Source organism: Mesoflavibacter sp. CH_XMU1422-2 (assembly GCF_037029245.1).
Taxonomy (GTDB): Bacteria; Bacteroidota; Bacteroidia; order Flavobacteriales; family Flavobacteriaceae; genus Mesoflavibacter; species Mesoflavibacter zeaxanthinifaciens.
The window spans coordinates 90,064-112,075 of record NZ_JAYMEE010000092.1; the positions used below are offsets into that span (position 1 = coordinate 90,064).

Sequence of the window (22,012 nt, forward strand, 5' to 3'; positions counted from 1 at the left end):
AAATTTTGTGTTGTTTTTGTTATTGGAAATTTACATATATTTGCTCACAAATAACTGAAAATCAAATATTTGTGAATAAAATATTATTTGATATTGTTTGAATTCCGTTATTGTTATTTGGTATCAAATTTTATGATTTTTAGAAGTTGAATTGTTAATAACCCAAAACTTGAAAATGAAAAAAGTGCTCAAAAACGTCAGTTTTGTGATTTTGCTTCTAAAAATGTGCTTCATTTTTGGGCAGGAAACCACAACCCAAAAACGAATTGTAATTGATGTTGGACACGGTGGAAAAGATACTGGAGCAATAGGAATAAATAAAATCCAAGAAAAGGACATCGTAATGGATATAGCGATTGCCATTTTGAAGCTAAACAAAGAATTAAAAAAACCTTTAGATATTTATTTGACCAGATATAAGGATACGCTTATTTCGCTCTCGGATAGAACTAAACTTGCTAAAATTCTAAAAGCTGATTTATTTGTGTCGTTGCATTGCAATCATTCAGATAATCCAAATGCTAGAGGAGTAGAAGTTTATGCTTCAAAGAAACAAGCGAAGTATTCTAAAGAATCTGTTTTTGTCGGCTATCAAATAGAAAAAACGCTCTGCAAAGCTATAGGATATGATAGTAGAGGTGTGAAGTTCGCCAATTTTCAGGTGTTGCGGGAAACAATTAGCGATTGTCCTTCTGTGCTTTTGGAATTGGGTTTTTTGAGTAATTGGGATGAGAGCTTTTATCTAGGAAAACCTGAAACGCTCAGAACTATGGCATTGATTATTTTAATGGAATTGAATAACTATTTAAATGCTGGATTATGAAAGAATTTTCAGAAGAAATAATTGCTACTATAAAACAAATTATCATCATACTATTTAAAGAACTTAGACCTAAAGCAAAGAAAAAGTAATATAGTATTTAATAAAAGTGATTTTTCAGAATAGTAGTCCTGTTGTGTTGAAATTCAATAGATGCTAATTCTGCAAAATTCTTAATTTTAATTCTGTCAGATTCGTCCATTTCGATATTATTATCCTCGTTCAACAAAACATCTATCCGGTCATAGACAAAATTTGGATTATCTTTTTCACTTCTGTCTATCCCTTGGTAAAGCAGGCTTATGTAATTTGCAACTAATTGTGATTGGCTTTGCATAAATAAGTCAATAAGCCTTTTTCTACTATTCTTTACCATCCAATAATGCAAACCCCATTTTTTACGGGAATTACCATCGGTAAGCTTTTTATATCCAGTTCCAAGTGAAAGGATTTCGAGCTGAGACATTTCAACTTTAAAAGCCTTTAAGGCTTCTAGAACCGCTACTAATGTAGGGTTGTTTGCCATTATACCACCATCAACTTTGTTTGCAAAATCTTTTTGTGTGCCATTAAGGTCAATATATTCTGAGGTATATGGGTCGTAATATGTAGGTGCGGCAGAAGTGGCCATAGCAGCTTGATAAGCCGGAATGTGATAATCTCGCTCAAAAGCTGGATGATATTTGGTTTTTAACACACTTGGGTTACCTTGTATCAAATCATAGATAGGAATACAAACATCTGTTTTGCAATCGCCAAACCTTGGTTCAATTCCATTGTTTGCATCTCTGAACTTTTCACGAACAAGGTTTTCCAAAAATTCTCTTTCGTGTGCTGAATTAAGGATTTGACCAATGAAAAAAGGTTTTTTGCTGCCAAAAATTTTCTTGGCATTATCTAAATAAAGTTGATATATTTCTTTTGCAGGTATCCCCAAGGCTAATGCAATAGCAATAATGCCACCAGTTGATGTTCCTGTAATCAAGTCGAAATGCTGATAAATTTTAGTTTTGCCATCAGAGCGATTTTTCAATTCGTCTTCTAAAAGTGTTAAGAACAATGCAGGGAAAACACCTTTAATACCACCGCCATCAATCGACAATATTTTAAATTTTGTATTCTTCATTTATCAAGATATTTGTTTTGTTCTCATTAGGGTATTCATTATGACCACCGCCAAACCATTTGCCTTCGGGCAACCATAATTCATAGTAGTATAGCCACTCACTTATCCAAGGAATGATTGTATCAATAATGTAATTGTGCGCATTCCACTCTTTTTTAGATGGCGAATAAAGACATAGCTGCTGCTTTTGGCTGTTATAAACGTGAGGCAGTTTTGTTCTGCTTTTTGCGATTTCCAATGTTTTATTGACAACAAAAATTTTTACCCATTTGTTTTCCGTATAAACAACTTTCACGTCATATAACTCGCTTATAGCAGTGGGTTGAATTTGAACAATGATTTCAAAATTATCCCATCCGCTTTTTAAGACCCTGATTTCTGGAAATACTTTTTTTATCCTCTTCAATTGTTCAGTTGAGAGAATACCTTTTACTTTTCTTTTCCTGTCTGTCTTAAAAAATTTGCTCATAAATTACCTTCAAAATTATGGTTTGGTATTGAAGTGCCAACCGACCCTAAAAGACCTGTTCTTCCTGCCATTTTTCTCAAACCAGATTCCCTTAGAACTCTATTTTTTTCGCCATAGTCGGCAAAAGCTTTATTTACGACCTTGTCCCCGTATTGTACTGAAAAGGATTCATTCAATCGTTGTAGGCCGACTCCTTGGCTGTATTTGATTGTTTCGAGGTCTTCCTCCAATTTATCCAACCATTTATAGAAATATTCTTCTTTTTGAGGAACATCGCTCCACTTGTCTGCAAAATTTTCCTCATCATTGACAGGGTTACTTATCCATCTTTCGTAACGGCCTGTCTTCGGATTCAGTTTCGTATCTATAAAGCCACGCATTGTGCTCACAATATTAACATAAGCATCAACGATGTTCTCGCTTCTGTCATAAGCTCTGGCAGCTAAAGTGGTAATTATAATAGAAATGGGCCTGTTTTCACTATCAAGTTCATCTGAACAAAACATAATATCCCTATGGCGTTTTAATAACTGAATTACACGTTGCAAGGGCATCTTTTCTTTTTGGTATGGCTTCACAGGATCAACAGATTCGCTCAGAGCGAACATTTTTGTTGAACTGTATATGGCTCTTTGATAAAACCATTTGGCATAGCCGAAAGGATTACTTTTCAACCACCATTCTGTGTCCGTTTCGGTAGAATAGTTATACTCTTCCTTATCGGTTAAGCGAATTGCCAGCTTATTGGTATCTATGCGTTGGCTATTGTTAAAGGATTCGCTAAGTAGAACCGTAAAATTTTTATCTGAAATGGATGGCAAAATATCCATATGGTAGTTAGCATTGTCTGAATAATCAAGTGTCCAACATCTTCGACCACCATCTTTATCCTCAATCATTTCCTTATAGGTAGAATGGTCTTTGAGTCTATTTCCAACAGTATCTTTTAAATGTTTTTGTGTCCAATAAATTGGTTTGCCTTTCAGTTTACAAACGAGGTCTATATCAATATCATCTTCATCGTTAATAGGCTTTATAATTGTGCCCAACATAAAGGAACCTTGAGGAAGTATCCTTGGGTTATATGGATAAAGTGGCGAGCCTTCTTTAGACAGCCAATCACCAACTGCTTCGTAACTTTTTACAGCTTCATTATATTGAGTTTCAGAAATATCTAGTTGCTTTCCCAGATTTTCCAAAATTTCAATCACTTCTTTTTTGTATTCTTCAGTCATAATAATTTTTATTTTAAAATTTCAATTATTAAGCCATTCATATCTTGTGACAGATTGACCGTTTAATAAATTTTGATTGTGGTAATTCTGCTTACAAAATCACCACAATCAATCTTCTAATTAGATTGCTCTAATATTGAAGCTATGCCATTTATAACAACGAGTGTTGCAATACGAAAGACTACGGCTTTTGCCATATCTCCACTCACATTAACACAATTGCCCTTACGACATACACTCAGTCCTCCTTTAGAGAAATTAATACTATTCATAAAAATGAATTTTTAGGTTAAACAATATCCATTCAGAGCTGTGGATTTTCGCTCATTACTTTCCTTTACTGTCTTTCCGGTTACTTCTAATGTGTTCCTTGATAATAATAGTTTTTCCGCCTACTTTTCTTTTGTGCTCAGGAATTCTATTGAACTTTTTACCAGATGAATCTTTAGCCATAGTTTTAATTTTTAGTTGAACTTACTTTTTTTATATTTGATTTTCATTATTAATTATTTACTTATAGCATTTTGTTGTTTAATCAAAGGTTTTATGGGTGCTGTCCACTCATATACCATTATAGATATATCCGTTTTGGTATATAGATGAATACAAGTACTAATCAGGACATAGATTTTGAAAAACTACCTAGCGTTGACCTGCTGGATTATATTTCTTTTAAAGATGAATTTCCAAAAGAGGCAGGAGCCGCTTTTGTGCAATTCTGTTATCGATTTGAGAAAGATTTGAAACGTAAGTCCGAGATTTACTGCAATAAGTATGGATATAACGAGGTGGTGGCTTTGGAAATAGCTCATTGTACTTTTGCCAGAGTTTGGAAATACCCAACATTTGACAAAGACAAGTCCAAAGCGAGAGATTTGGATAAGGGAATACTTATTTGGATGTATCGAATTTTATACACCCAAATAATTAAATATGGCGAAAAGAACACTTGTGCAGAGCCTACTGAAGAAGAAGATTTAAGCCTGGTTAGAAATGCAGATGAGTTGTTGGCAAAGTTTGACATACCAGACGACGCTGAGGCAAAAAGGGTAGTTGTGGCAAAACTTAAAACCATTGAAAGAGCTCTTACCCGATTATCTGAAAAGCATCGAATCATTTATTTTACTTATAGAGCTTATCGAAAGGAAGGTAAAAAAGTGCTAAGAACAATTACAAAACTGCTTAGAGATAAACTCTCTTTAACCCAAAAATCCGTGAACACCTATTACGGCGATGCGGATAGACACGTTACTAACTATTTAGACATTATGAATAATGGCCAAGCCTAAGAAAATAGAACTAATTGAAACAGCTCAATTGGACAGTTGGTTAGGTTCAACAGGGTTTTTATTCCCTAGTAATGAACTTGAACTAGATAGGTTCAATAAATTATATGAAGATTATGATTATAAGTTGGATGATAAATCTATTAACCCAATTGACGTAATTAATAATACGTTTCATAGAGAGCCAAAAGTCATAACAATGTTTGAAGAAGATGTAGTTGAGGAAATTGAAAGCCTAAGAATGGTCGCAAGAAAAGGAAAGAAAGAATTGCCTCAACATATTATAGATAAGATGCGAAAAAAACACAATCAAGATTCTAGTGATTCGGAATAGACCAAGCATAAAGGAACTAGCAGAAAGTATTGCATTGGAATATGAAGAAAAGACAACGCCTCTTGACAAAATATTAGATGATGAAGGTCTATCGGTATTTTATGACAGCTACGGCAAGAACACCTTTGATGGAATGACTTTCTATGATAATGGAAAGTTTTATATTCACATAAATACCGATTTGGGTAATAGACCAGATTCTGCAAGAGGAAGGTTTACGTTAGCACACGAGCTGGGACACTACTACATTGACTCTCACAGGATAGGATTGAAAAAAGGACTGTTAGAACCACATCCGTCTAGAACTAACCAAAAGCAATTTAACCAAATTGAAAGAGAGGCGGATTTTTTTGCATCCTGTTTGCTGATGCCAGAAGAAAGGTTCTCAAAAGATTTTTATCGTAAAACCTTTAGTATTGAATTGGTAGATTATTTGAAGGACGAGTATAAAGTCAGCAGGACTGCCTGTGCATTCAGGTTTGCAGATATAGGAAATCACGATATTATGATTGTCTATGGCGAGAATGGAAAAATACGTTGGAAATATTGTAGCGAACATTTTCCCTACAAATACCTGTTATATGAAAACAAGGTGGCACCAAATACAGTAATGGGCGAATACTTTAAGAACATTACTGATAACCTGTTCAAAAAAGAAGAGATTTGGGCAGTTGATATTTTCAACTACGTTAAGGAAGGCAATATTCAAAGAAAATTTTTTGAGCATTGTATTACTTTTAAGGGTAGAGCTCTTAGCATCATTTGGGAAGAATAGTGTGTTCAAAAAAGCCTCAATAAATATGAGCTTTTAACGTGAAGTTATTGCCTTAAACCAATAAAAAAACGCTTCCGGATTGCTCTTTTTCAATTTATTTAGCTTGGTGAATTGAGGGTTCTCAATCAACCAATCTTTAACGTCAAGCGGATTTGTAAACCTTTCGATTTCGCTATCACTATCAGCCTTAATCAGTTCAGATAAGTATGCAACTTTTGAAGCAGCTGTAATGGCTTCTTCAATATTGAACCTTACCAATGTAAAATTGGTAAAATTGCTTATTCCAGTTTGTAGATGTTTAAACTCATTAGATTTAGTGTTACGAGTAGAAAGAACATAACACGCTTCTCGGGTGTCTTCCAAAACCTGTTCTGAGGTTATGTCTAATTTTCTAAACGCTATTTCCTCTGCAACTACTTTTGTGTAACTGTTACGGACTGTTGCCAAGTCCGAAATATTATCCATTAAAAACGCTACGTCGAATAACTGTTTGATAATTTCAACTGGTCTTTCTTTGCTGTATAAAATTCCTGTGGTTTTTGGTGCAAAAGCAGTTAGTTTATCGCCTAAAATAGCATCAAACGTTGGCATTTTTACTGTTGTGATTTCCTCTTGTGTTTGAAGCCAGTTGTGAGCAATAGGAATTTCAGTAAGTTCAGGATAAGGATTTGGCGTGTATAGCACATCCAGTAAAATTGGCTCAACCCGTCCATCTACATTGCTTTTGTAGAACATCTTGAAATGATCAACTGGTGCATCTGGCGTGTGCTTTCTGTCATTGTCATCTTCCCAATGTATAAACGCTTCGATTTCCTTGCTTATAACTTCAAGGACAGATTCTATTTCGCTTTGGCTTTGCTCGGTAATAATATCGATGTCGATTGAAAATCTTTTAGGTTCTTCTGTTGCCAACAATAATGCAGTTCCACCTTTAAAAATAAAATCGAGTTTGTTGATTTTAAGTTGTTCCAAAAACAATAAGGCATAGACAACCTTTTCAATAAGTTTTGGGTCATACTTTTTACCTAGTCTTTTTTTTACTTCGTAAATCCACTCTGGTTGATATGTTGTTTCTTTAATCATTAAAATTAATGTTTGGCAATAAAATTAATTATTTGCCAAAGTTAAATTGCTTAAGTGTTCAACTTCCATCTCTCTATTGCGCCTGTGAGCATAGCGTTTCATTTTACTTTTGCTTATCTCAAACTTTTCGAATGCCGATCGGTAAATAAATTCCAATTCACTTTGTTGTGCACCAAATAAATTAGTGTCTATAAGCATATCGACCAACAATTTTTCAAGGGATGGGATAACGATATTTTCGATTTCGGCTAAAGGTGCTTCGGATACCAATTGTTTAAGGATTATTACGTCATCACTATTATGAATGTACAGTTCAAATGTTTCAGCATCTGGTTCTATAAAAACGGTTTTACCCTGGTCTTTCAACTTGTAAAAAATGGACTGTGCCACATCTTTTTCCAATTCAATTATGGTGTAAAACTTAAATGGTTGGTGGCGCATAAATTCGTTTAACCATAAAGTGTTCCATACACAGAATTCAATGAATGGATAGTCTTTTTTTATTTTATTGTACAGTCGTTTTAATTTGGTGTCAATAACTGGAATAAATCTATCCTTACCATTTAAAGCGTACATACCTCTGGATGGGTTTTTTAACACACCTTCTTTTTTAAGTTTAGACAAATACACAGTGATAGAACTTTCCTTTAAGGTTGGAAAATCTTTCTGAATAAGCTCTACCAGACTGGTTTTTGAAATAGCTTGCTGGTCAACAAAGTATGTTGGTATTTTATCTTTAATAGTTTGTTCCAGAACAATGATATTTTGAGTTAAACTTTGGCAAAATACACATTTTTTGCCAAAGTTTAATAGTGAATAGCAATTACTTCCGTTTATCCGTAGCCTTTGTATCAAAAGCAATCAAATTAAAAAGTTCCCGCATTCTGCTACGAACACGGTTTCCGTAGCGTTCTTCCAATTCTTCGGCATTGAGGTTGGTGGTTGCGTGGGTTTTTATTTTACCCTTTGTCTGTAGGTAAAGCTCGTATCGAGATAAGAGCACTTCGCCCATTACGTTTAAATCCTTTCCATAAAACCGACCAGCTGGCTCTACGCCCAAATCATCAAAACAGAAAAATTTGGAGTTACCATATTCTTCAATGGTTTTAAAACCGAGATGGTTAAAACTAAACGCTACATTCCGGCAAGGAATCATTTCATAAGGTCGTTGCATTGGAACGATATGGCGCAGCAATTTCATCAAGGTGGTTTTTCCACATCCTACAGGTCCAGAAAGTAAAATACCTTTGTCGATATCAATTCCGTTCTTTTCACAGTTCTCTTTGTCCTTGATGAAATAATGGCAGAGGTTACGTATGATAGCCGTGTCCTCATCGTAGATTCGGAAATTTTTTCCAAAGAGCATTTTTCCCTTGGCATTCAGGTAAATCAGGATTTTGTCAAAATCGTAGAGAACACTCTTGCCGTCAAACTTGCCAAGCGAATATTCCACGCCACCTTCGGTGATTTTAGAGGGGTTGTCCATAATCTTTGTTTTTAGTGGTTCGCAAGTTGTCCTTGATTTGGGACGCTTGTTTTTTGTTTGGTTTGTTTTCTTTGGCATATAACTCTGTCCTGCCCATCCAGTTAGTGGCCAAGGCTCGCCAATCTCGAATTTCTTTTCCATCGCTCGTTTGCCAATTCCGAGTTTCATAATACTCGAAGAATTTTTTTCCTTCATCAGCATTAAAACCTTTTTCAATAAAAAAATCAATAACGGCCTGCCAGCCCTTTGGTTGTTTTAGATTGTTTACTTGTTTGGTATTGTTTATAGTAGATACCAATGCTTGTCCACTCACGGGACGGTTTGAGTCCACCACTTGTCCATTTTTGGGACGGTGCTGTCCCACAACAGGTTCACGGATGGGATGGTACTCTTCCGCAAGCTGTTCTAATATGGGATCGTACCGTCCCATATCCGGTTCATCACTTGTACCGATAATGGCCATCTTGATTTTGCTTCCTTTGTAAGGGTTATTAGAAGGAAAATAGGTGAGATAGTTCCAAGAATCAAGGTTTGTCACACATCTATGGTAAGTGGATTTTGAGCCAATCTTGGCTACACGCATTAATTCTCGACGGTTCACATAAAATTCATCTGCAAATCGGCTACTGTTCCATTCTTGGAACAGTGCCATATAGAGACTTATATGCGTTGGATTGAGGCGGTCATCAAAAAAGAACTTTTCAAAAGCCGCATTAAGTAGCTTTATGTAGTTCATCATTTAAGAATTTAGCTTATGCTGTACACGATTTGATGTCATCACGTTTTGAATTTCCTCGGCATCGTAGTAGATGATGCCCCCAACTTTGGTGTATGGCAATGTTCCGTTGATGCGAAGATTCTGTAATGTTCCTGGACTGACTTGAAGCAAGTCCATAACTTCGGAAGATTTGAGATATTTTTTGAGTTTTCCAGTGGCTTGTTTGGAAAGAAGGTTTTTAATGTCATCGAGCAATTCTATTTTAAATTCTCGAAGATCGTCTGTGGTAATAATATTTGCTGGCATAATAGAACGGTTTTAAAAGAAAGGGGCTATCATTATCGCTTTCAACTAATTTAATAGCCCCTGACTTGATTTAACTCACGAGCTTTAGTATTTTAATAAAAAAGTGTTCGTGAATCTGTCGATTTGACTTTCGTTCTACAAATTTGGGATGATTTATTGGATATTAATCCCAAGTCATACCCAAGTTGGGTGTTTTTATATACTCATTTTCAATGGTTTAAATTAGTTTTGTTTAGTGGTTGTCCTGAAAATAGTATAAACCAAATGATAATAACTAAAATTAATTTTATTTTTTCCCAAGTAGTACCCAACTTGGGAAGAAATTTAACATTTAAGCGAAATGGATTTTATCCATCCGTTTCCTCCATTCTCCTTAAAAGTGTTGCTTTCAGTCTATCGATAAACTTGGTTTGGTCAATTTTCCGTTCTCTAATTTCGAGAAAAGTTCTATATACATTTCCAAGTTTTAGTTCAAAGATGTCTTCACAAGCCGAAGCCATTTCTTTAATCCCAGCCGTACCACTTTTTATCGCTCCTGAAGCCTGTAAGGCATAAATCAATTCAATTAGGTCTGTTTTTGAGGCTGTCCATCCAAGTCGCTCGCCATTTGATAAAGTATTCAGCTTATTCGGTACACCGTTTGACAGATCCCTTAAATAACTTAACTCTTCTACGTAATGACTGATTAATAAATCGTAGGCCATAATTTTGGCAATTGCATTATCGTGGCTTGTGGAAAATTCTGCATCGGTATAAAAATGAGATGTGTTTGACACCAGACTGATTTTATCGTTTCCTCGTAGAAAATAGAATTCATCCAAAAGTTCAGAATCCTCCCTGTAATATTTTATAAAATCTATATTTCGCCGATTGCTTTCTTGTAGTTTATTTATTTCTAAATCGATAAATTCCTGTTGAGATTTTATGGTGCCGGCAGGTCTGTTTATTAAAAAATTGTAGAGTTTGGCGTAAAACTTCAATCTGCTATAAACATAAGGTTTGTGCTTTTTAAAGAATATGATTTCATTTTGTTTGTCTTGAAATTCATTTTCCCTTACACAGATTCGCAGTTTCTGTAAGTATTGTCTTGAAATGGAAATACCTTGTTCAACATTATTGAAATCGTTGAGATTAGATTCCTCAACTGCTTTTATTTCCTCTTTGTAATTATCTAATATTTTATGAATCAGCTTATGCAAAATATTTGGGGCTTTAGATTTGGGTTAATTGTCAACAACTATGGTTATGTGCTTATTTTTTTATGGCGGGTTTTTGAAAAAGAATAAAAAACCAATAACAGCCAAAATAATGCTGCCAGTAATTATAAAAGGGTAGTAAAAACCGCCTGAAAGCAACCAAGTCCCTAAAACAGGCCCTAGAATTTGACCAACACTATTAGTAGAGCTCTGAATAGAAATGTTCCTGCCAGTATTTTGCTTTGATATTAATGAAACCGCAGAAAGTAAATTTGGGGTTACCATAGCACCTCCAGCAGCGAAAACAACGATTAATACATATACCAAGTATTCATTCTTAAAAAAAGGAAAGACAATTAAGGATAATCCAGATATAAACAACCCTAATGCAATTTGTTTCTTTGTCGATAAAAACTTCTCTCCATAAGTAGCGAACACAGGTTGTAAAACAGCCATTATTGAACCACATAGCATAAAACCAATACCTATTTGGTTACTGTTAAACCCTAATTCATCTTTCCCATATATTGAAAAGACGGTTTCAAACAGCGTTACTACAAATTGGATGACAAACGACAGAACCAGTAATACGGCAAAATATTTGGTAAATGTGAATCGCAACCTCACTTTTTGGGTTGTGAACTTATGTACACGTGTAGTGTTTTTTAACCATTTCATAACAATAAATAGGACAATCAATCCTAGTAGTGCTGCGAAAAGAAATGGCGTTGAAAATCGGTCTAAATGTAGCAGACCAAAAGAATATTGTAAATGAAGGTCAGTTTGTGAAAGTAACCCACCAATAACAGGACCAAAAATAACCCCAGAACTTATTGCAACACCAGACCAGGCCATTATCTTTGTTCTTCGTTTTTCAGAAGTAATGTCGCTCAAATATGCGTTGCTAACTGGAATAACTGATGACGTAAAAATACCACCAAAGATGCGAGCAACATATAGCATCGTTAATGATGTAGCAAGACCGGTAAGTAATTGCATAATTACAAAACCAATAAGGCCACAAATGATAATAGGTTTACGACCGTAATTGTCTGATAGCCTTCCCCAAACCACCACAAATAGTAATTGGAAAAATGGATAAATGCTTGTGAGCAATCCAATATGAAAATTGATAAGGTTTGTATCAAGATTGTCTTTTAATGCTAATCTTTCGGTATAGTAAGGAAGGGTTGGCAATAATATACCATAGCCCAACATCACTACAAATAAACTCAACAGGATTAAAAATATCCTGTTGAGTTTTTCTTTTTTGTCCATTTATTTTTTACCGATTTTTCGCTTTAATAGTTGCGCATTAATGGCCACTATAATCGTACTTAAACTCATAAATACCGCTCCTACAGCTGGTCCTAAAACAAAGCCTGAAGAATATAATACACCGGCTGCTAAAGGAATAGCCACTACATTATATCCTGTAGCCCAAATCAAATTCTGAATCATTTTATTGTACGTAGCCTTTCCGAACAAAATTAGGTTTGCAATATCTTGTGGATTGCTATTTACCAATATAATATCGGCTGTTTCGGCGGCTACATCAGTACCAGAACCAACAGCGATTCCTACATCAGCTTTGGCAAGTGCGGGCGCATCGTTTACGCCATCTCCAGTCATAGCCACAAACTCTCCTTTGTTTTGCAACTCTTCTACAATTTCTACTTTTTGGTGTGGTAGCACTTCGGCATAATAGCCATCCAACCCTAATTTTTCACTCACAGCTTTGGCTGTTTTTTCGTTATCCCCAGTTGCCATCAAAACTTTGATATTATTCTTTTTAAATATTTTTATAGCTTCCGCAGATTCAGGTCTTATTTCATCAGCAAGCGCAATGTATCCTGCTAGTTGTCCTTCAATTAATACAAATACAACAGTTTCAGCAGCGTCACTATAAGCATCTTCAGGAATAGTTATTTTTTCATCCCTTAAATAACCAGGACTAACCACTTTTACTTGCTTTCCTTCTACATTTGCCTCTACACCTTTACCAGTAATCGCATTAAAGTTTTCAGGCTTTGGGATTGTAATATTGTCTTCTTTAACTTTTTTAATAATCCCAACAGCAATTGGATGTTCTGAACTTTGTTCCAATGCACTTGACAGTCTTAAGATTTCATCGTTTGAATAGGACACATTTACAGATTTGATTCGAGTAACGCCAAAGTCCCCTTTGGTCAAAGTCCCTGTTTTGTCAAATAGTAAGGCGGATATCTTACGTGATTCTTCAAAGGCAGTTCTATTACGGATTAATAATCCATTTTGTGCAGATACAGCAGTAGAAATAGCAACCACAAGTGGTATGGCAAGACCTAATGCGTGTGGACAAGCAATGACCATAACGGTAACCATTCTTTCTAAAGCATAGACAAATGGAAAGCCTAAAATCAGCCATACCGCTAATGTTCCAAAACCAATAGCCAAAGCGATATAGGTTAACCATTTTGCAGCCCTGTCTGAAAGATTTTGCATCTTGGATTTGGTTTTTTGCGCTTCTTCGACCATTTTGATGACCTTGTTGAGATAGCTATCTTTTCCAGTATGCTCAACCTTTACTTTTAAGGTACTGTTACCATTTACCGAACCACCAATAACCTTATCGTTTTCATCTTTTTTTACAGGTTTGGATTCGCCTGTAAGCATAGATTCGTTCAGGTAACTTGAACCGTCTACTATAATCCCATCAGCAGGAACTTTTTCACCTGGTTTAACCAAAATCACATCATCCTTTAGTAAATCTTCAAGAGGGATGTCTTCTATGGTATCATCCTTTACCCTATGGGCTTCTGCGGGCATCATACTTACCAGTAACTGTAAAGCTTTTGACGCACCTAACACACTTTTCATTTCTATCCAATGACCAAGCAACATTATGGCTATAAGTGTTGATAGCTCCCAGAAAAAGTCTTCGCCTCTTAAGCCAAATACGGTCGCGGTGCTATAAAAATAAGCTACAGAAATTGCCATAGAAATCAAGGTCATCATTCCTGGCGCACCTTTTTTGATTTCAGACCAGAATCCTTTTAAAAATGGCCAACCACCATAGAAATATACGATTGTGGAAAGTGCAAAAAGGATATATGGATTTCCGGGAAGCAAAAACTCATATCCAAAAAAGTCCTGAATCATCGGCGAGAAGAACAGTATGGGAATAGTAAGTACAAGGGTTACCCAAAACCGTTTTCTAAAATCGGCAATCATCATTTTATGATGGTCGTGCCCGTGTTCTCCGTGACCCGGATTGTGACCCGAATGGTCCCCACCTTTGTGGTTCATTTTAGAATGGTCTTCTTTTTTGTGTTTCATTTTCGAATGGTCCATTTTAGAATGGTCCATTTCATCGTGATTGTGGTGTTCGTGATTTTCCATTATTGTCTTGTTTAAGTGTTATCGTAATTTTTTTCTCATAGCTTCCGAAATGTTTTCGGCATAGACGCCATAGGCATCTACCAAAAGTCCTTTAATCCCATTTTTTGATGAAATAGCATAAAGCACACTATTATCGTCGGTACTGCTCATACCCTCAAAACGATGCATCTCGTCAACATTAAAATCTTCTGGGTGTATTTCAATTTTTAGTGAGGCACACTCCAGACATTCTGGTTTTAGGTTAAAATCATATGTATAGCCATTTCCCTGTAAATCGTTTATGGCTTCAGAAAGTGTATCGTAATTTTTCATCTGTCTTTATTTATAGTTTATTGTAAAATAGCTGTTATCTGCTTCTGAAAATTTCTGAAAAGTCAATAATCCTTTTTCATTTAATTTTTCAATAACAGTATAATTGAATTGCTTGATGCGAATACCCCAGGCATAGGCCTTAATATTTATTTTTGATTTAATAGTGTTTTTGCCAGCTTCTAATTTTCGATCGTAAATTTTTATGATGCTTTTTGAACCGAAAAAATTCAACAAGCCCGAGTCAAAACTCATTTCCAATTCAATATTTTTCAGATTATCCAAATTGTATAGTTCTTTAAATTTCTTTGAAGTGGTGTTGATTTCTGTTTTCTTTGATTTTGGATTGGAAAACGGGAAAGCCATTACCACTACACTTGCTTCATCAGGCTTGCAACGATAGGTTGTGGTGTATTTATCGGTCAATTTTTTGTCTTTATCAAACAATTCCGTAACTACCTCAATTTCATAGTATCCATTTTTCTTTATTGTTTCACTGGCTTTGAAAGTTTGTTTATTTAAAAAAGAACCATTTTCATCAAAGTTTTCCCGAATAACAACTCTGCCTGAAATCTGCCCAATGAGCATTTCAGTTTGTCCAGTCATTGTGATGCTGAATAAAGTGATTAGTACTATAAAGCCTTGTTTTCTCATATATGGTGCATTAATTTTTTTACCTCTTTTGCCATAATATCACTTAAATCTATTCCATTTGAAGAGTGTGGGATGGTATTACAAGTCACTATTTTTTCTACTCCGGAATCCAATAAATCTTGATAGGCGTTTCCTGAAAAAACGGCGTGAATGCCTACACAAATAGGTGGTTTCATTCCTGCTTTTTTAAGATGTTGTACGGTTTCAATCATTGTTCGGGCTGTGGAAATAATATCATCTACCAAAATGGGTGTAGCATCTTTATATATATCCACATCGGGAACAGAGACTTCTACATCACGGTCACCGTGACGCACCTTTTGTAATACCGTAAATGGTGCTCCTGCATTTTTGGCGACTTCTGATACCCATTGTTCACTTTCAGAATCAGGTCCGATAAGTACCGGGTTTTCGATATTTTCTTTAATCCATTCTGAAATTGCGTCGGCAGCGTGAATCACTTTATTTGGAATTTGATACACTTCTCCCAACGAACTAATTCTGTGCAAGTGAGGGTCAACTGTGGTAATGCTATCGGCGAAACCAGAAATCAATTTTCCGAAGAAACCGGAAGTCACTCCTTCTCCTTCATTAAATACTTTGTCCTGCCGCATATACGCCAAATAGGGTGCTACCAAACAGGTACACATAGCTCCTAATGATTTGGCTGTGTGGCTTAAAAAATATAGTGACAACAGTTTTTCGTCCGGTTCGTGCAAGGTGCATACCAGTACCACACATTTATCTTTAACATCAGACAATATGCGCGTGTATGATTCCCCGTCAGGGAATTTCCTTAATGTGGCTTGACCCACTTCAGCATCCATTTTTGTAGCCATTAGTTCTGTGAGTTCTTCATTTCCGGGAAGACTGAATAATATTGTTTTCATAGTATGTTCTTTAATTTATAGTTATGATGTCGTTATGGTTGTTTTCATATTCCAAGGCATAATTAAGTTCACCTTTGGATTCAGCATATATGGTATAAAGCAGTTGGTTCTCTTCGATTTGTTCTCCCAAATGCACATTTAGAAGAATCCCTGCCGATTTAGATTGTGGTGCTCCAGAAAGTTTGGCCAGTTTTGCAATTTTACGGTTATCAATTCGTTGCAAAACGCCTGACTTTTCAGCTTTAATTTCAATTTTATAAGGTGCTAAAACTGGTTTTGAAAATTGACCTTGCGCCTTACAAATGGCTACGAATTTTTCATATGCTTTTCCAGATTTGAGAATTTTATGTGCGGTTTCCTGTCCCTTTCCTTTTTCTACTTTTCCAGAAAGTTCTAATAGTTCAGTAGCTAAAAGCAATGCTCTTTCTGTTAAGTCTTTAGGTGCATCTTTCTCATTTTTCAAAACTTTTAATATATCTATGGCTTCTAAAGTTGGACCGATACCCCTTCCAACAGGCTGCGTGCCATCCGTAACTACAACTTTTACATTCAACCCAACAGCAGTTCCAACGGTTTCCATATGATTTTTTAGTTTTTCTGCCATTTCGGTACTGCGAACCTTGGCGGTTTCTCCCACGGGAATATCAATGACCACGTGAGTAGAACCAGCTGCTGCCTTTTTAGAGAGTACTGAAGCGATGAGCTGACCTTCGCTATCAATATCCAAGGCTTTTTCAATTTTAATGAGCACATCATCGGCAGGACTTAACTGCGCTGTACCGCCCCAAACAAAACATCCGCCTTCTTTTTCTACTACGGTCTTTATTTCCTCGGAAGAGAGCGTAACATTGGTCAGTACTTCCATTGTATCTGCTGTGCCTGCTGGCGAAGTGATTGCCCGTGAGGATGTTTTTGGCATAGTAAGCCCATACGCGGCAACAATGGCAACTACCAATGGTGTTGTCCTATTGCCAGGCAATCCGCCAATACAATGTTTGTCGACCACGATATCCTTGTTCCAGTTCAGTTGCTTTCCGGAAGCAATCATTGCTTTCGTTAGGTCGGATATTTCATCAATATCCATTCGGTCGCCAGCACAGGCAGTAATAAATGCCGAAAGGTGGATGTTGGAATAATCGCCTTCCACGATATCGGTTATGATGTTGTTATAGGCCTTATAATCCAGTTTTTTGTTATAGATTTTTGCCCTGACGTGGCTTAAGGATTCAATAGGCTCTAAATGGGAAACATATAATGTATCGTTTGGGGAAACATTGAGTTTTTTCGCAGCAGCATCTGATAGTCCGATTTCATTAGGCAACAGAATATCAGAATTCAGGACATTAAGACTTGCTACGATTGATGTATTTGCATTGGATATTCTTATTCGGGTAAGTGCTTCAAAACCTTCTGAAATACAAACGTGGCAATCTTCGCGCATATACACTACATTTTCGTTTTGGGTATAGATTCCGAGATGTTTATATTTTAATATGTTTGAGTGTGTGTCCATATTTTATTGGTTGTTGTGATTTTTCGATTTATTCTATTTCTTCGATGGTGTATAATTGCGGAATTTCTGCATCCCACCCATAGGTTTCCTTGATGCCTTTTTGCAATGCTTCTGCACTCTCTTTTTCACCGTGTACAATGAAAATACGTTCGGGTTTGTTTTTTATCTTATCCATCCAGTCCATAAGTTCTGCGTGGTCTGCGTGTGCTGAAAGACCTTCAATTTCTGCAACTTCCATATCAAAGGGCACCCATTTTCCATACACTTTAAGTTCCTTATCGCCTTCCAATAATTTTCTGCCTCGCGTACCTTCAGCTTGATAACCCACAAAAAGCAAGGTGTTGTTGGGGTTTTGTGCCTGTGTTTCAAGGTAGTTTAGCATTCTTCCGCCTGTGAGCATTCCGCTTCCTGCAATCACGATTTTCGGTTTATTATCTGTTCGTAATTCCATTGTTTCCCGATAACTGCTTACGACCGTAAAGTGCGAGCACATTTCGTCACATTCGTTATCTTCCAACCTGTGCCAATCTCTTGTGCGATGAAACAATTCTAATACACTTGCTCCCATTGGGCTATCCATTATCATTTGTATTTTTGGTATTTTCTTCTCTTTCAATAATTTCCAAAAAATCAGCATCATCAATTGGGCACGTTCTACTGAAAAACTTGGAACAAATAGGCTGCCACCTCTGTTGATGGTGTCATTGACCAATTTTTCTATCTGTGGAAGTGCTTCTACTTCATCAGGATGAAATCTTCCTCCGTAGGTGGATTCAATAAATAATACATCTGCCTTTTTTGGCTTTAAGGGTGGAAACAGTAATAAATCGTTTGTTCTGCCTATATCGCCAGAAAACACAAAACGTTTCCTGTGTACATCCAACTCAATGTAAGTTGCTCCCAGAATGTGTCCATTATATTGAAATCGAGCCCTTATGCCATCAAACAATGGAATCCATTGTGATTGCGGAATTCCTTTAAAATGAGGGATAGTTTTTTCTACATCCTTTAGGTCGTACAATGGTTCAGCAGGATTATGTTTGGAATAGCCTTCTTTATTGGCACGTTCTGCTTCTTGTTCCTGAATTTTTGCACTATCATTCAAAATGATTTTTGCAATATCCAAAGTGGGGTTGGTACCATAGATGGGACCATTAAAGCCTTGCTTTACCAATCTCGGCAGATAACCTGTGTGGTCCATATGGCCGTGGGTGAGCAAAACAGCATCAATATCAGCAACATTAACAGGTGGGTACTCCCAGTTTTTAAGGCGTAATTCCTTTAGCCCTTGAAAAAGTCCACAGTCTATGAGTATCTTTTTATCTCCTGTATCCACTAAATATTTTGAGCCGGTTACTGTGCCTGCCGCTCCTAAGAAATGGATGTTTATTTTATTTTTTTTCATTGGTATCTATTTAGGTTGTTGTACATAATTTACTACAAGAGCTGCTCCCCAAATTTGTGCCCACCGCAGCAGGAAGGTGAGTTTCCTTTATCTTGTTTTGATTTACTCAATTCCACTATTTCTTTATATAGATTACGAGAATCCTCTTTAATAAAAAGAGCCAATTTCTTTACTGATTTAGGTTCAAAGTGAACCATTTCCAATAGTATTTCCAAGGCTTCTTCAAGCAGTTTTGGGTCGTCTTCCAATGCTTCGTAAAATGGCTCAAAATCTATGCTGTTCTGTTGTTTTAATACTTCTGTTTTCATATTGTTATTTTTAAGATTTTTATTTTTTAATGGTTTTTACATAGTGCTTCGGAATCTTCCAAAATCTTTTTGTGTCTTGTTTTATCTATCCCGATTTCATTTAATAAAGTAGGTGTTTCGTGGATCTCTTTGCAAAGCACAATGCCTTTATCCAATAATTTTGTTTTTTCGGCATTGGTCATTGTTGTCAATGCTGTTAATGGATGTAGGCCCGATTTATCTATTCTATCTTTTAAACCGTTCCCCATTGGATAATCCCAGCTTGTCAATAATAATCCTACACATTTACCATATTGTATTGCATCGGTTGTAAATCGTGTATTGGTATACACACCGCCTTTATGTAGTTTGGCCTCGTGTCCTTTTTGATGTTCCCATTTCCTTTCCACATCCAAAAACCGTGAATGGATGTACAAGGGAATCTTGACATTACAAAACCGTCCTTGGTCACTATGGTATTTGCACTCAATCATATAATGGTTATTGTCTTTTAGGGCTATCACATCTACTTCGTGCTGCACACAATTACCTTGTACAATCACACCAACTTGTGTTGCAAATCCTTCGTGAGCTAATAGCTGGCCTACCAATTTTTCAAAAGGAAAACCCGTTGGTCCCAGTTCCATCAACGCTTTTTTAAGTTTGTATTTTGATGCACTTACTCTCGATTTGGACCTAAGCATCTTGAAAGCCAATTGATAGATTTTCTTGGTGGTCATTCCTTCTTCAATCTGCTCTTGTACTTTCCGGGCTATATCTTGAATAATATCCTCATCTGCCCGCGAACGTCGCAGGGAGTTGATGAGTTTGTTTACATCAAAGGCTTCATACTCACCAGAATATTTTTTTATTAAGACTGATTTATTCATTTTTACATTTTAATAGTCATTACTGGTAGTTCGGAGTGATTGGTAATACCCTCTGCGATGCTTTTAGAGAATAAGCTTAAAAAGCCTGTACGTCCGTGTGTACACATTGCAGTTAAATCGGCATTTTTATATCGTAAAAAATTGTTTATCCCTGTTTCTACGTCAGGTTCGTTATATACGTTCATTGAGAAGTTATCCAAATCCGGGAATTTTTTCAGGAACTCATTGATGGGGTTCAACCCTTGTTCTATACTGTTAAAATCGGTCTGAGTATTGACCCTCAATAAATGGATATGTGCACCGCATTTTTCAGCAATCGAAATAACCTGCTTAAATGCATCGCTTACATCTTGAAGAAAATCTGAAACAAAAACGATATCCTTAAAAGGAAAGGATACTTCTTCATCCTTGACTACAACAACCGGTACATCAGCTTTCCTAACAATTTTTTCTACGTTGCTTCCCATTAACTCACGTATACCGCCTCGGGTGCCACTACTTCCCGTAACTATAAAATCGTGATGGAAATGACCAGAATGTTCTAAAATATCTTTCTGTCCCGAATCAAATTGAAGAAAAGTTCGACATTTAAGACCTTCGTGCTCAGCCTTTTTTTCCAGTTCCCGCAATTTTGATTTAACGACTCCAATTTCCTTTAAAGTTTCGGGATACCTTTTTTCTTTTTGTTTATCCAGTTTTACCCAATCAACAGGGGTTTTCATCAAATGGAAAAAATGGATTTCGGAATTGTAAAGCTTTGCCATTTCAATTCCGAGTTCTTCTGCTTTATTGCAATTTTTTGAAAAGTCTGTTGGTACGAGTATGTTTTTCATAATATTTGTTTTTAACTATTAATTAATGCTAATTTCATTTCCAGAAGGTTTTTGTTTTTCAAAACAATCCAGATTATATATGGTTGTTTCTGCAATATTGGTCAATGCGGTTTTGGTTAAAAAAGCTTGATGGCTTGTAATTAGTACATTGTTGAAAGTCATTAAGCGTGCAATCACATCGTCTTGCAAAATGTCATCGGAATGGTCTTCAAAGAACAATCCTTCTTCTTCCTCATAAACATCCAGTCCTAAATACCCTATTTTTTTAGTTTTCAATCCTTCGATAACTGCCTTGGTGTCCACCAACCCACCACGACTTGTATTGATGAGCATTACTCCAGATTTCATTAGTGCTATATGCTCTTTATTTATTAAATGTTTTGTTGAAGCTTTTAATGGCACGTGCAGGCTTATTATATCTGCGTGCTTACAGAGCGTCGCACAATCTGAATAGATTACGCCGTATTTATCAATTAGGTCTTTGCTTTCTTCTATATCCTGGGCAAGAATATTGCAGCCGAATCCGTGAAGTATTTTTACGAGTACAGACCCTATTTTTCCTGTTCCAATCACGCCAACGGTTTTCCCATTTAGGTCAAAACCAGTGAGACCGTTTAATGAAAAGTTTTGTTCGCGCACTCTATTGTGGGCTTTAATCAGTCTTCGGTTTAATGCAAGTATCAAAGCCATTGTATGTTCTGCAATGGCATAAGGTGAATAGGCTGGGACACGGGCCACTTTTATATTCAATTCAGCTGCTTTTTCTAAATCGACGTGATTGAAACCTGCCGAACGTAATGCGATAAATTTTATGCCTAGTTTGTGTAAAATATCCAAAACTTCCGAAGAGGCATCGTCACTTGAGAAAAGTGCTATGGCCTTTGAACCTTCTGCCAATAAGGCGGTTTCCTTTGTTAGCCTAAATTCCAGAAAATTCAATTGATGTTTTCCTTTATTAGCGTTTTCAATGGAAGGCTTATCGAATTTATGTGTGCTGTATATTGTTGTTTTCATAA

General features: G+C 36.2%; 25 protein-coding genes. 4 read left to right on the top strand and 21 right to left on the bottom strand.

Annotation, left to right across the window (positions count from 1 at the left end; translation table 11 throughout):
• The first annotated feature begins 175 nt into the window (after positions 1–175).
• Positions 176–823: an N-acetylmuramoyl-L-alanine amidase family protein gene (locus tag WA340_RS13350; protein ID WP_147865225.1), complete on the top strand. Its 648-nt coding sequence runs from the start codon at positions 176–178 to the stop codon at positions 821–823.
• 97 nt (positions 824–920) lie between these two features.
• On the opposite strand, the gene WA340_RS13355 is transcribed toward WA340_RS13350, so the two are convergent.
• The 4 genes from WA340_RS13355 to WA340_RS13370 form a co-directional block, all read right to left on the bottom strand.
• Positions 921–1,946 carry a CBASS cGAMP-activated phospholipase gene (locus WA340_RS13355; RefSeq protein WP_147865224.1) on the bottom strand — a complete coding sequence of 342 codons (1,026 nt, stop codon included), beginning with the start codon at positions 1,944–1,946 and terminating at the stop codon, positions 921–923.
• Positions 1,927–2,415 (bottom strand): hypothetical protein, encoded by a 489-nt coding sequence (locus WA340_RS13360; RefSeq protein ID WP_147865223.1) that lies wholly within the window; start codon positions 2,413–2,415, stop codon positions 1,927–1,929. Before WA340_RS13360 ends, WA340_RS13355 begins: the two co-directional genes overlap by 20 nt.
• The gene (locus tag WA340_RS13365) at positions 2,412–3,650 is read right to left on the bottom strand and encodes a nucleotidyltransferase domain-containing protein (RefSeq protein WP_147865222.1); all 1,239 of its coding nucleotides are present in this window, start codon (positions 3,648–3,650) and stop codon (positions 2,412–2,414) included. The genes WA340_RS13360 and WA340_RS13365 overlap by 4 nt, the downstream gene beginning before the upstream one ends.
• A gap of 327 nt (positions 3,651–3,977) precedes the next feature.
• Positions 3,978–4,103: a hypothetical protein gene (locus WA340_RS13370; RefSeq protein ID WP_255505958.1), complete on the bottom strand. Its 126-nt coding sequence runs from the start codon at positions 4,101–4,103 to the stop codon at positions 3,978–3,980.
• 146 nt (positions 4,104–4,249) lie between these two features.
• Here WA340_RS13370 and WA340_RS13375 point away from each other — a divergent pair, with 146 nt between their 5' ends.
• From WA340_RS13375 to WA340_RS13385, 3 genes are read left to right on the top strand one after another with little or no spacing between them, the layout of a single operon-like run.
• Complete coding sequence (locus WA340_RS13375; RefSeq protein WP_336129446.1) at positions 4,250–4,939, top strand: RNA polymerase subunit sigma; 690 nt, start codon at positions 4,250–4,252, stop codon at positions 4,937–4,939.
• Positions 4,926–5,270, top strand: coding sequence for a hypothetical protein (locus WA340_RS13380; protein WP_336129447.1), 345 nt, complete (start codon positions 4,926–4,928; stop codon positions 5,268–5,270). The genes WA340_RS13375 and WA340_RS13380 overlap by 14 nt, the downstream gene beginning before the upstream one ends.
• Positions 5,271–5,304: 34 nt before the next feature.
• Positions 5,305–6,045 carry an ImmA/IrrE family metallo-endopeptidase gene (locus WA340_RS13385; RefSeq protein ID WP_206735960.1) on the top strand — a complete coding sequence of 247 codons (741 nt, stop codon included), beginning with the start codon at positions 5,305–5,307 and terminating at the stop codon, positions 6,043–6,045.
• Between the two features lie 33 nt (positions 6,046–6,078).
• Here WA340_RS13385 and WA340_RS13390 read toward each other — a convergent pair whose 3' ends face one another.
• From WA340_RS13390 to WA340_RS13470, 17 genes are all read right to left on the bottom strand, one after another.
• Complete coding sequence (locus tag WA340_RS13390; protein ID WP_336129448.1) at positions 6,079–7,128, bottom strand: nucleotidyl transferase AbiEii/AbiGii toxin family protein; 1,050 nt, start codon at positions 7,126–7,128, stop codon at positions 6,079–6,081.
• Between the two features lie 24 nt (positions 7,129–7,152).
• On the bottom strand, positions 7,153–7,989 hold the full coding sequence (locus tag WA340_RS13395; RefSeq protein WP_336129449.1) for a DUF6577 family protein: 837 nt from the start codon (positions 7,987–7,989) through the stop codon (positions 7,153–7,155).
• Positions 7,952–8,614 (bottom strand): ATPase, encoded by a 663-nt coding sequence (locus tag WA340_RS13400; RefSeq protein ID WP_336129450.1) that lies wholly within the window; start codon positions 8,612–8,614, stop codon positions 7,952–7,954. Before WA340_RS13400 ends, WA340_RS13395 begins: the two co-directional genes overlap by 38 nt.
• Positions 8,598–9,350, bottom strand: coding sequence for a hypothetical protein (locus WA340_RS13405; RefSeq protein WP_085768267.1), 753 nt, complete (start codon positions 9,348–9,350; stop codon positions 8,598–8,600). Before WA340_RS13405 ends, WA340_RS13400 begins: the two co-directional genes overlap by 17 nt.
• Positions 9,351–9,353: 3 nt before the next feature.
• Entirely contained in the window at positions 9,354–9,638 is a 285-nt protein-coding gene (locus WA340_RS13410) for a helix-turn-helix domain-containing protein (RefSeq protein ID WP_085767713.1), read from the bottom strand.
• Positions 9,639–9,985: 347 nt separating this feature from the next.
• The gene (locus tag WA340_RS13415; RefSeq protein WP_085767714.1) at positions 9,986–10,837 is read right to left on the bottom strand and encodes an RteC domain-containing protein; all 852 of its coding nucleotides are present in this window, start codon (positions 10,835–10,837) and stop codon (positions 9,986–9,988) included.
• 60 nt (positions 10,838–10,897) lie between these two features.
• Entirely contained in the window at positions 10,898–12,112 is a 1,215-nt protein-coding gene (locus WA340_RS13420) for an MFS transporter (RefSeq protein ID WP_336129451.1), read from the bottom strand.
• Positions 12,113–14,215, bottom strand: a complete 2,103-nt coding sequence (locus WA340_RS13425) for a copper-translocating P-type ATPase (protein WP_336129452.1) — start codon at positions 14,213–14,215, stop codon at positions 12,113–12,115.
• 18 nt (positions 14,216–14,233) lie between these two features.
• Positions 14,234–14,527: a hypothetical protein gene (locus tag WA340_RS13430; RefSeq protein WP_008616393.1), complete on the bottom strand. Its 294-nt coding sequence runs from the start codon at positions 14,525–14,527 to the stop codon at positions 14,234–14,236.
• A 6-nt stretch (positions 14,528–14,533) separates the two neighbouring features.
• Positions 14,534–15,178, bottom strand: a complete 645-nt coding sequence (locus tag WA340_RS13435) for a hypothetical protein (protein ID WP_008616394.1) — start codon at positions 15,176–15,178, stop codon at positions 14,534–14,536.
• Positions 15,175–16,068: a ribose-phosphate pyrophosphokinase gene (locus tag WA340_RS13440; protein WP_008616396.1), complete on the bottom strand. Its 894-nt coding sequence runs from the start codon at positions 16,066–16,068 to the stop codon at positions 15,175–15,177. Before WA340_RS13440 ends, WA340_RS13435 begins: the two co-directional genes overlap by 4 nt.
• 10 nt (positions 16,069–16,078) lie before the next feature.
• Positions 16,079–17,581 (bottom strand): thymidine phosphorylase family protein, encoded by a 1,503-nt coding sequence (locus WA340_RS13445; protein WP_311484440.1) that lies wholly within the window; start codon positions 17,579–17,581, stop codon positions 16,079–16,081.
• Positions 17,582–17,609: 28 nt separating this feature from the next.
• Complete coding sequence (locus tag WA340_RS13450; RefSeq protein WP_150314250.1) at positions 17,610–18,986, bottom strand: MBL fold metallo-hydrolase RNA specificity domain-containing protein; 1,377 nt, start codon at positions 18,984–18,986, stop codon at positions 17,610–17,612.
• A gap of 32 nt (positions 18,987–19,018) precedes the next feature.
• Complete coding sequence (locus tag WA340_RS13455; protein ID WP_129759425.1) at positions 19,019–19,294, bottom strand: hypothetical protein; 276 nt, start codon at positions 19,292–19,294, stop codon at positions 19,019–19,021.
• Between the two features lie 26 nt (positions 19,295–19,320).
• Positions 19,321–20,163: an ATP cone domain-containing protein gene (locus WA340_RS13460; RefSeq protein WP_129759424.1), complete on the bottom strand. Its 843-nt coding sequence runs from the start codon at positions 20,161–20,163 to the stop codon at positions 19,321–19,323.
• Between the two features lie 2 nt (positions 20,164–20,165).
• Positions 20,166–20,996: a universal stress protein gene (locus WA340_RS13465; RefSeq protein WP_336129453.1), complete on the bottom strand. Its 831-nt coding sequence runs from the start codon at positions 20,994–20,996 to the stop codon at positions 20,166–20,168.
• 18 nt (positions 20,997–21,014) lie between these two features.
• The gene (locus WA340_RS13470) at positions 21,015–22,010 is read right to left on the bottom strand and encodes a 2-hydroxyacid dehydrogenase (protein ID WP_008616405.1); all 996 of its coding nucleotides are present in this window, start codon (positions 22,008–22,010) and stop codon (positions 21,015–21,017) included.
• Positions 22,011–22,012: the final 2 nt, after the last annotated feature.

Coding starts and splice junctions, on each gene's coding strand:
- WA340_RS13350 (WP_147865225.1), top strand. CDS start 176: ATGAAAAAAGTGCTCAAAAACGTCAGTTTTGTGATTTTGCTTCTAAAA.
- WA340_RS13355 (WP_147865224.1), bottom strand. CDS start 1,946: ATGAAGAATACAAAATTTAAAATATTGTCGATTGATGGCGGTGGTATT.
- WA340_RS13360 (WP_147865223.1), bottom strand. CDS start 2,415: ATGAGCAAATTTTTTAAGACAGACAGGAAAAGAAAAGTAAAAGGTATT.
- WA340_RS13365 (WP_147865222.1), bottom strand. CDS start 3,650: ATGACTGAAGAATACAAAAAAGAAGTGATTGAAATTTTGGAAAATCTG.
- WA340_RS13370 (WP_255505958.1), bottom strand. CDS start 4,103: ATGGCTAAAGATTCATCTGGTAAAAAGTTCAATAGAATTCCTGAGCAC.
- WA340_RS13375 (WP_336129446.1), top strand. CDS start 4,250: ATGAATACAAGTACTAATCAGGACATAGATTTTGAAAAACTACCTAGC.
- WA340_RS13380 (WP_336129447.1), top strand. CDS start 4,926: ATGGCCAAGCCTAAGAAAATAGAACTAATTGAAACAGCTCAATTGGAC.
- WA340_RS13390 (WP_336129448.1), bottom strand. CDS start 7,128: ATGATTAAAGAAACAACATATCAACCAGAGTGGATTTACGAAGTAAAA.
- WA340_RS13400 (WP_336129450.1), bottom strand. CDS start 8,614: ATGGACAACCCCTCTAAAATCACCGAAGGTGGCGTGGAATATTCGCTT.
- WA340_RS13405 (WP_085768267.1), bottom strand. CDS start 9,350: ATGAACTACATAAAGCTACTTAATGCGGCTTTTGAAAAGTTCTTTTTT.
- WA340_RS13410 (WP_085767713.1), bottom strand. CDS start 9,638: ATGCCAGCAAATATTATTACCACAGACGATCTTCGAGAATTTAAAATA.
- WA340_RS13420 (WP_336129451.1), bottom strand. CDS start 12,112: ATGGACAAAAAAGAAAAACTCAACAGGATATTTTTAATCCTGTTGAGT.
- WA340_RS13425 (WP_336129452.1), bottom strand. CDS start 14,215: ATGGAAAATCACGAACACCACAATCACGATGAAATGGACCATTCTAAA.
- WA340_RS13430 (WP_008616393.1), bottom strand. CDS start 14,527: ATGAAAAATTACGATACACTTTCTGAAGCCATAAACGATTTACAGGGA.
- WA340_RS13435 (WP_008616394.1), bottom strand. CDS start 15,178: ATGAGAAAACAAGGCTTTATAGTACTAATCACTTTATTCAGCATCACA.
- WA340_RS13440 (WP_008616396.1), bottom strand. CDS start 16,068: ATGAAAACAATATTATTCAGTCTTCCCGGAAATGAAGAACTCACAGAA.
- WA340_RS13445 (WP_311484440.1), bottom strand. CDS start 17,581: ATGGACACACACTCAAACATATTAAAATATAAACATCTCGGAATCTAT.
- WA340_RS13450 (WP_150314250.1), bottom strand. CDS start 18,986: ATGAAAAAAAATAAAATAAACATCCATTTCTTAGGAGCGGCAGGCACA.
- WA340_RS13455 (WP_129759425.1), bottom strand. CDS start 19,294: ATGAAAACAGAAGTATTAAAACAACAGAACAGCATAGATTTTGAGCCA.
- WA340_RS13460 (WP_129759424.1), bottom strand. CDS start 20,163: ATGAATAAATCAGTCTTAATAAAAAAATATTCTGGTGAGTATGAAGCC.
- WA340_RS13465 (WP_336129453.1), bottom strand. CDS start 20,996: ATGAAAAACATACTCGTACCAACAGACTTTTCAAAAAATTGCAATAAA.
- WA340_RS13470 (WP_008616405.1), bottom strand. CDS start 22,010: ATGAAAACAACAATATACAGCACACATAAATTCGATAAGCCTTCCATT.